At 66.2% G+C, this 13,480-nt stretch carries 12 protein-coding genes; 4 read left to right on the forward strand and 8 right to left on the reverse strand.

The window, feature by feature from the left end:
• Positions 1–16: 16 nt before the first annotated feature.
• The 4 genes from lspA to murJ form a co-directional block, all read right to left on the reverse strand.
• Complete coding sequence (gene lspA / locus AC5P9F_RS01865; protein ID WP_005408564.1) at positions 17–541, reverse strand: signal peptidase II; 525 nt, start codon at positions 539–541, stop codon at positions 17–19.
• On the reverse strand, positions 541–3,372 hold the full coding sequence (gene ileS / locus AC5P9F_RS01870) for an isoleucine--tRNA ligase (protein WP_099497739.1): 2,832 nt from the start codon (positions 3,370–3,372) through the stop codon (positions 541–543). Before ileS ends, lspA begins: the two co-directional genes overlap by 1 nt.
• Positions 3,369–4,316 (reverse strand): bifunctional riboflavin kinase/FAD synthetase, encoded by a 948-nt coding sequence (locus tag AC5P9F_RS01875; protein ID WP_005408562.1) that lies wholly within the window; start codon positions 4,314–4,316, stop codon positions 3,369–3,371. Before AC5P9F_RS01875 ends, ileS begins: the two co-directional genes overlap by 4 nt.
• Before the next feature lie 75 nt (positions 4,317–4,391).
• Positions 4,392–5,996 carry a murein biosynthesis integral membrane protein MurJ gene (gene murJ / locus AC5P9F_RS01880; protein ID WP_032965638.1) on the reverse strand — a complete coding sequence of 535 codons (1,605 nt, stop codon included), beginning with the start codon at positions 5,994–5,996 and terminating at the stop codon, positions 4,392–4,394.
• 117 nt (positions 5,997–6,113) lie between these two features.
• Between murJ and rpsT the strand changes: the two genes are divergently transcribed.
• Complete coding sequence (gene rpsT / locus AC5P9F_RS01885) at positions 6,114–6,383, forward strand: 30S ribosomal protein S20 (protein WP_005408560.1); 270 nt, start codon at positions 6,114–6,116, stop codon at positions 6,381–6,383.
• Between the two features lie 203 nt (positions 6,384–6,586).
• On the opposite strand, the gene cgtA is transcribed toward rpsT, so the two are convergent.
• The 3 genes from cgtA to rplU form a co-directional block, all read right to left on the reverse strand.
• Positions 6,587–7,639 (reverse strand): Obg family GTPase CgtA, encoded by a 1,053-nt coding sequence (gene cgtA, locus AC5P9F_RS01890; protein ID WP_005408559.1) that lies wholly within the window; start codon positions 7,637–7,639, stop codon positions 6,587–6,589.
• Positions 7,640–7,816: 177 nt separating this feature from the next.
• Positions 7,817–8,080 carry a 50S ribosomal protein L27 gene (rpmA, locus tag AC5P9F_RS01895; RefSeq protein ID WP_005408558.1) on the reverse strand — a complete coding sequence of 88 codons (264 nt, stop codon included), beginning with the start codon at positions 8,078–8,080 and terminating at the stop codon, positions 7,817–7,819.
• A gap of 18 nt (positions 8,081–8,098) precedes the next feature.
• Complete coding sequence (rplU, locus tag AC5P9F_RS01900; RefSeq protein WP_005408557.1) at positions 8,099–8,407, reverse strand: 50S ribosomal protein L21; 309 nt, start codon at positions 8,405–8,407, stop codon at positions 8,099–8,101.
• Positions 8,408–8,725: 318 nt separating this feature from the next.
• Between rplU and uvrA the strand changes: the two genes are divergently transcribed.
• From uvrA to AC5P9F_RS01915, 3 genes are all read left to right on the forward strand, one after another.
• A complete protein-coding gene (gene uvrA, locus AC5P9F_RS01905) occupies positions 8,726–11,719 on the forward strand; it encodes an excinuclease ABC subunit UvrA (protein ID WP_024957497.1) in 2,994 nt (997 codons plus the stop codon).
• Positions 11,719–12,126: an acyl-CoA thioesterase gene (locus AC5P9F_RS01910; RefSeq protein ID WP_033833359.1), complete on the forward strand. Its 408-nt coding sequence runs from the start codon at positions 11,719–11,721 to the stop codon at positions 12,124–12,126. The genes uvrA and AC5P9F_RS01910 overlap by 1 nt, the downstream gene beginning before the upstream one ends.
• 97 nt (positions 12,127–12,223) lie before the next feature.
• Complete coding sequence (locus AC5P9F_RS01915) at positions 12,224–12,949, forward strand: hypothetical protein (protein WP_012479451.1); 726 nt, start codon at positions 12,224–12,226, stop codon at positions 12,947–12,949.
• Positions 12,950–13,021: 72 nt separating this feature from the next.
• Here the strand turns inward: AC5P9F_RS01915 and AC5P9F_RS01920 are convergent, their stop codons facing one another.
• On the reverse strand, positions 13,022–13,468 hold the full coding sequence (locus AC5P9F_RS01920; protein WP_012479450.1) for a copper chaperone PCu(A)C: 447 nt from the start codon (positions 13,466–13,468) through the stop codon (positions 13,022–13,024).
• Between the last annotated feature and the right edge of the window lie 12 nt (positions 13,469–13,480).

The following is a 13,480-nucleotide window of genomic DNA, read 5'->3' on the forward strand; positions in this document are numbered from 1 at the left end:
CCCGGCAGCGGCCGGCTTACGGTTTCGGATTGGCATTATCCGCCTTTTTGGCGGACTTGCCGTCGAACAGGCCAAACAGGGCGATGCCGATGGCACCCACCACGATGGCCGAGTCGGCGATGTTGAACGAGGGCCAGGTGTAGCTGCCCACGTACCACTGGATGAAGTCGACCACGTGGCCGTGCACCTGGCGGTCGATCACGTTGCCGATGGCGCCGCCGATGATGAGCGCATACGGCACCGCGGCCTTCCAGTTGCCGCGCGCGGTGCCGCGCAGCCACCACGCCATCAGGCCGCTGATGGCGATCGCCAGCGCGGTGAAGAAGTACTTCTGCCAGCCACCGGCGTCGCTCAGGAAACTGAACGCGGCGCCGGTGTTGTAGGTGCGGTACCAGTTCCAGAAGCCGTCGATGACCACCACCGGCTGGAACTCCGGCAGGCTCGACAGCACCCAGGCCTTGGACCACTGGTCCAGGCCGATGATGGCGGCCGACAGCAGCAGCCAGACCAGGGCGTTCGGATGCGGACGGGGCGCGGCCATCAGAACCAGCTCCGCACTTCGCCGGCGCCGGTCACGTTGCTCACGCAACGGCCGCACAGTTCCGGATGGTCGGCGTTGCTGCCGACGTCGGCGCGGTGGTGCCAGCAGCGCACGCACTTGGCCTTGGTGGTCGGCTGGGCGCTGACGAACACCTCGTCGGTGGTCGCCGGGCGCACCTGCACGTCGCCACTGATGAACAGGAAGCGCAGTTCATCGGCCAGCGGCTGCCACTTCGCGGCCTGCTCCTCGTTGGCGGCAATGGTGATCTCCGCTTCCAGCGCGGCACCGATGGCGCCGTTGGCACGCATCGGCTCGAGCACCTTGGCCACCTGCTCGCGCACAGCCAGCAACTGATCGAAGTCGGTGGCGTTGAGCTGGGCATCGGCCGGCAGCGGCGCCAGGCCGTCGTACCAGGTGGTGAACAGCACATGGCCGGCATGCTCGCCCGGCAGGTAGCCCCACAGCTCGTCGGCGGTGAAGGTCAGGATCGGCGCAACCCAGCGGGTGAACGCTTCGGCGATGTGGTACATCGCGCTCTGTGCCGAACGGCGACCGTGCGAATCGGTCGGCATCGTGTACAGGCGGTCCTTGGTCACGTCCAGGTACAGCGAGCCCAGGTCCACGCTGCAGAAGTTCAGCAGCAGCTGCACGATCTCGGCCATGTTGTAGCCGTCGTAGGCCGCCTTGATCTTCTCCTGCAGCTCCCACGCACGGTGCACGATCCAGCGGTCCAGCGCGACCATCTGGTCGAGCGGCTGCAGGTGCTGGGCCGGATCGAAACCGTCCAGGTTGCCGAGCAGGAAGCGTGCGGTGTTGCGCAGGCGGCGGTAGGCGTCGGCGTTGCGCTTCAGGATCTCCTGCGACAGCGACATCTCGTTGCTGTAGTCGGCCGAGGCGATCCACAGGCGCAGGATGTCCGCGCCCAGCTTGTTCATGATGTCCTGCGGCTCAATGCCGTTGCCCAGCGACTTGGACATCTTGCGGCCCTGCTCGTCCACGGTGAAGCCGTGGGTCAGGCACTGCTTGTACGGCGCGCGCTTGTCGATCGCCACGCCGGTCAGCAGCGAGGACTGGAACCAGCCGCGATGCTGGTCGGAACCTTCCAGGTACAGGTCGGCCGGCTTGCCGAAGCCACGCGCGGCAAGCACGCCCTCATGGGTCACGCCCGAATCGAACCAGACGTCGAGGATGTCGGTGACCTTCTCGTAGTCGGCCGCTTCGGCGCCCAGCAGTTCGGCGGCATCCAGCGAGTACCACACGTCGATGCCCTCGGCTTCGACACGGTCGGCGACCTGCTGCATCAGCTCCACCGAGCGCGGGTGGATCGCGCCGGTCTGGCGATGGGTGAACAGTGCGATCGGCACGCCCCAGGTGCGCTGGCGCGAGATCGTCCAGTCCGGGCGACCGTCGACCATGCTCTGGATGCGCGCCTTGCCCCAGCTCGGGAACCAGCCGACGGTGTCGATGGCGGCCAGCGCATCGTTGCGCAGGTTGGCCTTGTCCATCGAGATGAACCACTGCGGGGTGGCGCGGAACACCACCGGCTTCTTGTGACGCCAGCAGTGCGGGTAGCTGTGGCGGATCGGATGGAAGGCCAGCAGCGCACCGTTGTCACGCAGCACGCCGACGATGGCCTCCTGCGCCTGCCATAGATGTTGGCCAGCCAGCACCACGTCACCGGCCGGCGGGGTCGATTCCAGGTATACGCCACGGCCGTCGATCGGGGTGATCTGGCCGGCGTTGTACTTGTCCAGCAGGCCGTACTTCTGGCTGACCACGAAGTCTTCCTGGCCGTGGCCGGGGGCGGTGTGCACCGCACCGGTACCGTCCTCGTCGGACACATGGTCGCCGTTGAGCACCAGGATCTCGCGTTTCGGGTAGAACGGATGCGCCAGCAGCTGGTTTTCCAGCGCCGCACCGGTGGTTTCACCGTGCAGCACCACGTTTTCGACGCCATAGCGCTGCAGCGCGCGCTCGGCCAGCGCCGCAGCCAGCACCAGCCAACGGCGCTTGCCGTTGTGCGCCGGGCCTTCGGCCAGCACGTAGGTGATCTCCGCGCCCAGCGACACCGCCAGCGAGGCCGGCAGCGTCCACGGGGTGGTGGTCCAGATCGGTACGGCCACTTCCACGTCGGCCGGCACGCTCACGCCGAACGCCTGGCCGATGGCCTGCGCATCGCGTGCGGCGTAGGCCACGTCGATCGCCGGCGATTCCTTTTCCTGGTACTCGATCTCGGCCTCGGCCAGCGCCGAGCCACAGTCGAAGCACCAGTACACCGGCTTGGCGCCACGCACCAGGTGGCCGTTGGCCACGACCTTGGACAGCGCACGGATCTCGTTGGCTTCGAAGTCGAAGCTCAGGGTCTTGTACGGGTTGTCCCAGTCACCGGTCACGCCCAGGCGCTTGAAGTCCACGCGCTGGATGTTGATCTGCTCTTCGGCGAACTCGCGGCACTTCTGGCGGAATTCAACGGCGTCGAGCTTGGTGCCGACCTTGCCCCACTTCTTTTCCACCGCGATCTCGATCGGCAGGCCATGGCAGTCCCAGCCCGGCACGTAGGGCGCATCGAAGCCGGCCAGGTAGCGCGACTTGACGATGATGTCCTTCAGGATCTTGTTGACCGCGTGGCCCAGGTGGATGCGGCCGTTGGCGTACGGCGGGCCATCGTGCAGCACGAACAGCGGGCGGCCGGCGGCGTTGTCGCGCAGCTGCTGGTAGAGCCCCTGCGCTTCCCACCGCGCCAGAATGCCCGGCTCGCGCTTGGGCAGGTCGCCGCGCATCGGGAATTCGGTGGCTGGCAGGTTCAGGGTGGTCTTGTAGTCCTGGCTCACGCAGTGGCTCGCAATCTATGTTCGGAAAGGATGGCGCGCGCCTGTTCGGCGTCGCGGTGCATCTGGTCGGTCAGCGCCGCCAGATCATTGAATTTCTCTTCGTCGCGCAGCTTGGCGACGAACTCCACATCGATGTGGCGCCCGTACAGGTCGCCCTGGAAATCGAACAGGTGGGCTTCCAGCAGCGGCTCCACGCCCTCCACCGTCGGGCGGGTGCCGAAGCTGGACACCGACGGCCACGGCTGGTCGAACACGCCATGCACCCAGGTCGCGTAGATGCCCGACAGTGCCGGGGTCTTCGGGAACCGCAGGTTGGCGGTGGGGAAGCCCAGCGTACGGCCGAGCTGGCGCCCGCGCACCACCCGGCCGCTGATCGCGTACGGACGACCCAGCAGATCGTTGGCACGGGCGAAGTCGCCCTGCTGCAGCAGCTGGCGGATGCGGGTGCTGGAAATGCGTTCGCCATGCAGGTCGACCGCTTCAATTTCGCCCGCAGTGAAACCCAGTTCGGCACCCATTTTCTGCAGCAGAGCCAGGTCGCCACGGCGGCGGTTGCCGAAGCAGAACTCCGGGCCGATCCAGACCTCACGCGCACTCAGGCGCTTGACCAGCAACTGGCGCACGAAGGTCTCGGCCGGCATCGCCGCCATCGCCGCGTCGAATCGCAGCAGGCCGACCGCATCGACACCGAGCTCGCGCAGGATCTCGACCTTGCTGCGCGCCAGGGTCAGCCGCGGCGGCGGTGTGCCCTGGGCGAAGAACTCACGCGGCAGCGGCTCGAACGCCACGGCCACGGCGGCCACGCCCAAGGCGCGCGCGCGGGCAACCGCGTGGCGGACCAGCGCACGATGGCCCAGGTGGAGGCCGTCGAATGCACCGATACAGACCACGCTTCCGTTGGGGAACAGGTCCCCGCCCTCGACGCTTCTGAACAGCCTGCTCATCAACTCTCGTTCCGGCCCGACCGGGGCCGCCGCTTCAATGGTGTAACCCTGAAGTATAGCCGCCACAAGCCGCGATCAATGCCCACGCAGATCGCGCGGGCGGAAGCCCATCGCCAGCATGGCTACCGCGTAGGTGGCACCGCCACCGCCGACCAGCAGCGACAGGCTGCCGATCCGCTCCCACACGCTCATCGCCGAGAAGCCCGGCAGCCAGTGCAGCAGGGCCAGCAGCACACCAACCATGGCCGCACAGGCCAGCAGCAGTCGCAGCAGATAGCCGCCCCAGCCCGGCCGGCGCTGGTAGACGTCGGTCTTGCCCAGCCAGTACCACAGCAGGCCCAGGTTCAGGTAACTGGACAGCGCGCTGGCAATGCCCAGTGCCAGATGCAGGCCCGGCTGCTTGCCGATGGCCGCCATCACGCCCTGCGCCTTCAGCTCGTCCGGCACCATGACCTGGTACAGCACCGCCAGCAGGGCGAAGTTGAACACCATGTTGGCCACCAGCGCGGCCACACCCGCGCGCACCGGGGTCTTGGTGTCCTGACGTGCGTAGAACGCCGGCAACACCACCTTCAGCAGGGCGAACGCCGGCAGGCCGAAACTCAGGCCGTACACCGACAGCGCGGTCATGCGGGTATCGAAGGCACTGAACTGGCCGTGCTGGAAGATGGTCGCGATCAGCGGTTCGGCCAGCAGCAGCAGGCCCAGCATGGCCGGCACCGAGATCAGCAGGGTCATCCGCAGGCCCCAGTCCAGCGAACGCGAGAAGCCCTCGCGGTCGGTGCTGACGTGGTGACGGGCCAGCGCCGGCAGGATCACCGTGCCCAGCGCCACGCCGAACACGCCCAGCGGCAGCTCCAGGAAGCGGTCGGCCAGCGACAGCCAGGACTGCGAGCCATCGGTCAGCTTGGCCGCGATGACGGTGTCCAGCAGCAGGTTGATCTGCGCCACCGAGGAGCCGAACAGGGTCGGCACCATCAGCGTCATCACCTTGCGCACGCCCGGATGGCTCCAGCCCCAGCGCGGCAGGGTCAGCAGGTTGATGCCCTTCAGCGAGGGCAGCTGGAACAGCAGCTGCAGGATGCCGGCAGCCAGTACCGCCCAGCCCAGCGCCAGGATCTGTTTCTCCGGGGTGCCGCCCAGCCGCGGGGCCAGCCACAGTGCACCGGCGATCATGCACAGGTTGAGGATGACCGGGGTCAGCGCCGGCATGGCGAAGCGCTGGAAGCTGTTCAGCGCGCCGCCGGCCAGGGCGGTCAGCGACACGAACAACAGGAACGGGAAGGTCAGGCGGAACAGGTCAACCAGCAGGCCCTGCTTGACCGGATCGGTATCAACGCCACTGGAGAAGACCGAGGCCAGCTGCGGCGCGAAGATCAGCGCCAGCGCAGTGACCAGCATCAGCACCCCGCCCAGGGTGCCGGCGGTGCGGGCCATCAGTTCACGCAGCTCGGCGTGGCTGCGGGTCTCCTTCACTTCCGTGAACACGGGCACGAAAGCGGTGGCGAAAGAGCCTTCGGCGAACAAACGCCGCAGGAAATTGGGTACCCTGAAGGCGACCCAGAAAGCATCAGTGATGGCGTTGGTGCCGAACGTGGTGGTCACCACGAAGTCCCGGACAAGTCCGAGAACGCGCGAGACCATGGTCATGCTGCTGAACGACAGCAGGCCCCGCAACAACTTGGGTGAACTCACTCAGCGTCCCTCTTGACAATCGACTTGACGTGCATTTCTTACGCCATCATACTAGCTAGCTTGCTGTTCCCATAACACCGATTTTTTCAGGAAACCACCACCGTGGCCAATATCAAGTCCGCCAAGAAGCGCGCCAAGCAGACCGTCGTGCGCAACGCGCGCAACGTGGCTCAGCGCTCGATGCTGCGCACCGCTGTCAAGAAAGTGATCAAGGCGCTGGACGCCAACGATGCCGCCGGCGCCGAAGCCGCCTTCGCCGTTGCCCAGCCGATCCTGGATCGCTTCAGCGCGCGTGGCCTGATCCACAAGAACAAGGCTGCTCGCCACAAGAGCCGCCTGAACGACCGCATCAAGGCCCTCAAGGCCGCCTGATCCGGCGTTGCCGCCCTGCCCTCCGGGGCCGGGCAGCAGACAAGAACCCGGCCCCGGCCGGGTTTTTTGTTGCCAGCGATCCGGTAGTGCCGGCCGCTGGCCGGCAACCCCGAGGAATGCCGGCCAGCGGCCGGCACTACCGGAAAATGAAAAACCCGGCCGAAGCCGGGTTTTTGCCAACGTCAGTCGACTGACAGTCGACTCTACTGCGCGTTACGGGCTTCCTGCTCTTCTTCCTTCTGGCGATCGAAGAAGGCCATGATCCGGCTCATGATCGGGAAGGTGCCTTCGCGGCCCAGCGCGGAGACCAGGAACCACGGCTCCTTCCAGCCCAGCTCGGCGACGATCTGCTCGGCCGCAGCCTTCGCTTCGTCCTCGAACATCAGGTCAGCCTTGTTCAGCACCAGCCAGCGCGGCTTCTGCAGCAGTTCCGGATCGTGCTTTTCCAGCTCGCGCTCGATGGCGCGCACCTGCTCGACCGGAGAAATGCCTTCCACCCCACCCTCCATCGGCGAGATGTCCACCAGGTGCAGCAGCAGGCGGGTGCGCTGCAGGTGGCGCAGGAACTGCGCACCCAGGCCGGCACCGTCGGCCGCGCCTTCGATCAGGCCCGGGATGTCGGCAATCACGAAGCTGCGGTAGTTTTCCACCTTCACCACACCCAGGTTCGGGTACAGCGTGGTGAACGGGTAATCGGCCACCTTCGGCGTCGCCGCCGAAACGGCACGGATCAGGGTGCTCTTGCCGGCGTTGGGGAAGCCCAGCAGGCCGACGTCGGCCAGCAGCTTCAGCTCCAGCTTCAGCGTGCGCTCCTCACCCGGCTCGCCCGGCAGCGCCTGGCGCGGCGAGCGGTTGGTCGAGCTCTTGAAGTGCATGTTGCCCAGGCCACCGCGGCCGCCCTTGGCCACCAGCAGGCGGTCGCCGTGCTGGGTCAGGTCGCCGATGACTTCATCGGTGGCAACGTTGATCACCACGGTGCCGACCGGCACGGTGATGGTCAGGTCTTCGCCGCCCTTGCCGTAGGCCTGGCGGCCCATGCCGTTCTCGCCCCGCTGCGCCTTGAAGATGCGGTCATGGCGGAAGTCGACCAGGGTGTTCAGGTTTTCGTCGGCGCGGATGTACACGCTGCCGCCCGCACCGCCGTCGCCGCCGTCCGGGCCGCCGAGCGGAATGAACTTCTCGCGACGGAAGCCAATGCAGCCGTTGCCGCCGTTGCCGGCGAACACTTCGATTTCTGCTTCGTCTACCAGTTTCATTGTTTCGATGCCTGCGATGGGCGCGGCCTGCCGGCCGTCACCTTGAATGTTATGCCTGCCGATGGCCGGCAGCCCGGCCTGGCCGGTCTTGCTTCAACTCTAACGAAAAGCCCCGCCGAAGCGGGGCTCTTCATGCAGCACCCCCATGCCGAGGCACGGGCGCCGGCGATGCCTGGATCAGGCGTCGGCCGAGACGATGCTGACGGTGCGACGCTTCTTGGCGCCCTTGACCGAGAACTCCACCTTGCCGTCCACGAGGGCGAACAGGGTGTGGTCACGGCCCAGGCCAACGCCGGTGCCCGGGTGGAACTGGGTGCCGCGCTGACGCACGATGATGTTGCCGGCTTCGATGGCCTGGCCGCCGAAGATCTTGACGCCCAGGTACTTCGGGTTGGAGTCGCGACCGTTGCGCGAGGAGCCTACGCCCTTTTTATGTGCCATGACTGCTTCTCCTGATGCTTAGCCGGCGATGCCGGTGATCTCGATTTCGGTGTAGTACTGACGGTGACCCTGACGCTTCATGTGGTGCTTGCGGCGACGGAACTTGATGATCCGGACCTTGTCAGCACGACCCTGGGACAGGACCTTGGCGGTGACGGCAGCGCCCTTCAGCGCATCGCCCAGCTTCACGCCGTCGCTGTCACCCAGCATCAGGATGTTGTCAAACTTGATCTCGCTGCCGACTTCGACTTCGAGCTTTTCAATGCGGAGCTTTTCGCCCTGCGCCACGCGGTATTGCTTACCGCCGGTGACCAGTACTGCGTACATGACCAGGCCTTCCTCTGTAGTTATTGTGGTCTGAGCTGCCGCCATCGAGGGCGGACAGGAGCGGAATTGTACGCAGATCAGCGGGGGCGGGTCAAGTCAACCCCTGAACGTCGAAGGAGACGGCAGCGGCACGGGGGTCAGATCCCTTTTCACGGCGTGAAAAGGGATCTGACCCCTGGCTGACGGCCTGTCTCACAAGGTGAGACACCGGGCTGGCATTGTCGCCCATTGCCCCCATCTGGTCACCTCGGTAGGCTGACCGATTGCCGTTCCCTGCTGGCCCGGCACCCAGCCAACGCCCCCACAACCGGATCCCCCATGGCGATGGATTTCATCCGCATCCGCGGCGCGCGGACGCACAACCTGAAGAACCTCGACCTCGACCTGCCCCGCGACAAGCTGATCGTGATCACCGGCCTGTCCGGCTCGGGCAAGTCCTCGCTGGCGTTCGACACCATCTATGCAGAAGGCCAGCGCCGCTATGTCGAGTCGTTGTCGGCCTATGCGCGCCAGTTCCTGAGCGTGATGGAAAAGCCGGACCTGGACCACATCGAAGGCCTGTCCCCGGCCATCTCGATCGAGCAGAAGTCGACCTCGCACAACCCGCGTTCGACCGTCGGCACGATCACCGAGATCTACGACTACCTGCGCCTGCTGTACGCCCGCGTCGGCACCCCGCGCTGCCCGGACCACGGCTATCCGCTGGAAGCGCAGACGGTCAGCCAGATGGTCGACCAGGTGCTGACGCTGGACCCGGAACAGCGCTACATGCTGCTGGCGCCGGTCATCCGCGACCGCAAGGGCGAGCATGCGCAGGTGTTCGACCAGCTGCGTGCGCAGGGCTTCGTCCGTGTGCGCGTGGACGGCGAGCTGCATGAAATCGACGCGGTGCCGCCGCTGGCACTGCGCCAGAAGCACACCATCGAGGCGGTGATCGACCGCTTCCGCCCGCGCGAGGACATCAAGCAGCGCCTGGCCGAGAGCTTCGAGACCGCGCTGAAGCTGGGCGACGGCATGGCCTCGGTGCAGAGCCTGGACAACACCGAAACCGCGCCGACGCTGTTCTCCTCCAAGTATTCCTGCCCGGTCTGCGATTACTCGCTGCCGGAGCTGGAACCGCGCCTGTTCTCGTTCAACGCACCGATGGGCGCCTGCCCCGGCTGCGATGGCCTGGGCATGGCCGAGTTCTTCGACCCCTCGCGCGTGGTGGTGCATCCCGAACTGTCGCTGGCCGCCGGTGCGGTGCGCGGCTGGGACCGCCGCAACGCCTACTACTTCCAGCTGATCGCTTCGCTGGCCAAGCACTACCGGTTCGACGTCGACGCGGCGTGGAACTCGCTGCCGGCCAAGGTGCAGCAGGCCGTGCTGTACGGCAGCGGCGACGAAGCGATCACCTTCACCTACTTCACCGAAGCCGGTGGCCGCACCCAGCGCAAGCACCGCTTCGAGGGCATCATTCCCAACCTCGAACGCCGCTACAAGGAAACCGAGTCGCCGGCGGTGCGCGAAGAACTGTCCAAGTACATCAGCGAGCAGCCGTGCCCGGAATGCCACGGCGCGCGCCTGAACAAGGCGGCTCGCAACGTGTTCGTGGCCGACCGCCCGCTGCCGGACCTGGTGGTGCTGCCGATCGACGAGGCGCTGAAGTTCTTCAGCGAACTGAGCCTGCCGGGCTGGCGTGGCGAAATCGCCGCGAAGATCGTCAAGGAAATCGGCGAACGCCTCGGCTTCCTGGTCGATGTGGGCCTGGATTACCTGACCCTGGAGCGCAAGGCCGACACCCTGTCCGGTGGTGAGGCACAGCGCATCCGCCTGGCCAGCCAGATCGGCGCCGGCCTGGTCGGCGTGATGTACGTGCTCGACGAGCCGTCCATCGGCCTGCACCAGCGCGACAACGAACGCCTGCTCGGCACCCTCACCCGCCTGCGCGACCTGGGCAACACGGTGATCGTGGTGGAGCATGACGAGGATGCGATCCGTCTGGCCGACTATGTGCTGGACATCGGCCCGGGCGCGGGCGTTCATGGCGGCGAGATCGTCGGCCAGGGCACCCTGCAGGACATCCTGGAAGCCCCGCGCTCGCTGACCGGCCAGTACCTGTCCGGCAAGCGCGCGATCGAGATTCCGGCGCGCCGGCACAAACCGAACCCGAAGATGACCCTGCACCTGCGCGGGGCCAGCGGCAACAACCTGAAGGGCGTGGACCTGGCGATTCCATCGGGCCTGCTGACCTGCGTGACCGGCGTGTCCGGCTCGGGCAAGTCGACCCTGATCAACGACACCCTGTTCTCGCTGGCCGCCAACGAGATCAACGGTTCCTCGCACCCGATCGCCCCGTACAAGGAGATCGATGGCCTGGACCTGTTCGACAAGGTGGTGGACATCGACCAGTCGCCGATCGGCCGCACCCCGCGTTCCAACCCGGCCACTTACACCGGCCTGTTCACTCCACTGCGCGAACTGTTCGCACAGGTGCCTGAGGCGCGTGCGCGCGGCTATTCGCCGGGCCGCTTCAGCTTCAACGTGCGCGGCGGCCGCTGCGAAGCCTGCCAGGGCGACGGCCTGATCAAGGTCGAGATGCACTTCCTGCCGGACGTGTACGTGCCCTGCGACGTCTGCCATGGCAAGCGCTACAACCGCGAAACGCTGGAGATCCTGTACAAGGGTTTCAACATCAACGACGTGCTGGAAATGACCGTCGAGGATGCGCTGAAGCTGTTCGAGCCGGTGCCGTCAATCGCGCGCAAGCTGGAAACGCTGGTCGACGTCGGCCTGAGCTACATCAAGCTGGGCCAGAGCGCGACCACGCTGTCTGGTGGTGAAGCGCAGCGCGTGAAGCTGTCCAAGGAACTGTCGCGCCGCGATACCGGCCGCACCCTGTACATCCTCGACGAACCGACCACCGGCCTGCACTTCCACGACATCGAAGCGCTGCTGGGCGTGCTGCACAAGCTGCGCGACGAGGGCAACACGGTGGTGGTGATCGAGCACAACCTGGACGTGATCAAGACCGCCGACTGGATCGTCGATCTGGGCCCGGAAGGCGGGCATCGCGGTGGCACCATCCTGGTCACCGGCACGCCAGAAGACGTGGCGGCCTGCCCGCAGTCGTACACCGGCCAGTTCCTGGCCCGCATGCTGCCGTCCACCAGCGCGCGCCCGGAACAGCCAGCCGCCGTGGCCAACAAGCCCGATGCCCGCCCGCCGCGCAAGGTGAAGCCTGAGAAGCCGGCCAAGGTGGCGAAGAAGGCGGTGGCTGCCAAGAGCACCGGCAAGGCCAGCAAGAGCACGACCAAGAAGAAGGACGCCTGATGAGCAGCGAACACAAGATCCTGGCCCGCATCCCGATCAGCGTACGCTGGCGTGACATGGACAGCATGGGCCACGTCAACAACGCCAAGTACATTTCCTACCTGGAGGAAGCGCGCGTGCGCTGGATGCTGGGCGTGGACGGCGTATCGATGACCGACCGCATCGCACCGGTGGTGGCCGCGACCAACGTCAATTACCGGCTGCCGATCGTGTGGCCCAACGACATCGTGGTCGAACTGTTCGTCGAGCGCCTGGGCAACAGCAGCGTGACCATCGGCCACCGCATCGTCGATCAGCAGGACGATTCGAAGCTGTATTCCGATGGCAACGTGGTGGTGGTCTGGATGGATACCCAGACCGGCAAGAGCGCACCGCTGCCGGAGGCGATCCGCAGCGCCTCTACCTGACGCGCCCTGGTGGGTGCCGACCTTGGTCGGCACGCATTGGCTGCAATGAGGTTGCCGGCCAGCGGCCGGCACGACCGACACTGATCAAAGGACTGACATGATCCACCAGACCGAACTGCGCGACCTGCTGCCCGGCATGGTCCCCTTCCCCACCGACGTCTTTCCCGCCGACCAGGCCTGGCTCGGCCAGCACCTGCTGCCGCTGCTGAAGATCGACCTGGGCGTGCTGCGCCCGGAACTGGCTGGCCAGGTGGCAACGATGCTGTGCCCGATCGAGCCGTACGACGGCTGCATCGGCGAGACCACCGAAGAACACCACAACGATTTCACCGGCACCAACTGGATCGCCTTCGAACTGACCGCCGGCAACCAGATGCGCTTCCTCGGCAACGAGGGCTATTTCATCGGCGATGCGGTACAGGACAAGGACGCACAGGAACACATCGCGCAGATGCGCGAGAGCTACGCCAAGGCCCGCGACTACCATGCCACGCACGGCCGTCTCGCCTGCTACTCGCGCTACGGCAAGGGTGAGGCCAGCGAGCGCGATTATCTGGATACGCTGGGTGGCCCCATTGGTTTCGGCAACTGGACCGAGACCGCGGAGATTCCCGCAGCCTTCGAACTGGGCTTCACCGAGGCGGCCGATGACCCCAATGCTGCGGACGATGCCGAAACGGTGATCATCACCCGCGATGGCAACAAATTCTTCGCCGTGGCCGACGTAGCCGGCTACAACTGGTGCGCCACCGGTGCCGACGCGATCGTGATGCTGTACGAGCCGGTCAGCCGCACGGTGCTGTTCTCTTACGACTGGTCGTAAGCCTGTTTGGTAGTGCCGGCCGCTGGCCGGCATTGCCCGTGCTGCCGGCCAGCGGCCGGCACTACCCGACCGTCATTTCGCAGCCTTGCGCACGGTCAGCGTCGCGCTCGCTTCACCCCCCCCTTCCAGCTGCAGCCGCAGCGGCAGCACCTGCCCTTCCTTCAGCGCGCCCTTGCCCTGCATCAGCATCAGGTGCAGGCCGCCGGGCTTGAGCTCGGCACGCGCGCCGGCTGCCAGCGGCAGGCGCTCGATCGCGCGCATCCGGCTGACCCCGTCGACAATCGTGGTCTCGTGCAGCGACACATCACCGAAGCTGCTGCTGGTCGCGCCGGTGATCGCCACCGCCATACTGCAGCGATTGTGGATGACGCCGTAGCCGGCGGTCATCGGCATTGCCGGATTCGGAGGCAACCGCGCCCAGCCCTGCTCCACCGTGACGCACGCCGGTTCGGCGGCCGAGGCCGATGCTGCGGTCGCACACAGGACCCACAGTACGCCAACGAATGGTTTGGTTATCATCGCCCAGGTTCC

It is taken from the genome of Stenotrophomonas sp. YJH_SMC_4, assembly GCF_059371575.1.

Excerpts from the sequence above, each read along its gene's own strand:
- lspA (WP_005408564.1), bottom strand. The coding sequence starts at position 541 with ATGGCCGCGCCCCGTCCGCATCCGAACGCCCTGGTCTGGCTGCTGCTG.
- AC5P9F_RS01875 (WP_005408562.1), bottom strand. The coding sequence starts at position 4,316 with ATGAGCAGGCTGTTCAGAAGCGTCGAGGGCGGGGACCTGTTCCCCAAC.
- cgtA (WP_005408559.1), bottom strand. The coding sequence starts at position 7,639 with ATGAAACTGGTAGACGAAGCAGAAATCGAAGTGTTCGCCGGCAACGGC.
- rpmA (WP_005408558.1), bottom strand. The coding sequence starts at position 8,080 with ATGGCACATAAAAAGGGCGTAGGCTCCTCGCGCAACGGTCGCGACTCC.
- rplU (WP_005408557.1), bottom strand. The coding sequence starts at position 8,407 with ATGTACGCAGTACTGGTCACCGGCGGTAAGCAATACCGCGTGGCGCAG.
- uvrA (WP_024957497.1), top strand. The coding sequence starts at position 8,726 with ATGGCGATGGATTTCATCCGCATCCGCGGCGCGCGGACGCACAACCTG.
- AC5P9F_RS01910 (WP_033833359.1), top strand. The coding sequence starts at position 11,719 with ATGAGCAGCGAACACAAGATCCTGGCCCGCATCCCGATCAGCGTACGC.
- AC5P9F_RS01915 (WP_012479451.1), top strand. The coding sequence starts at position 12,224 with ATGATCCACCAGACCGAACTGCGCGACCTGCTGCCCGGCATGGTCCCC.
- AC5P9F_RS01920 (WP_012479450.1), bottom strand. The coding sequence starts at position 13,468 with ATGATAACCAAACCATTCGTTGGCGTACTGTGGGTCCTGTGTGCGACC.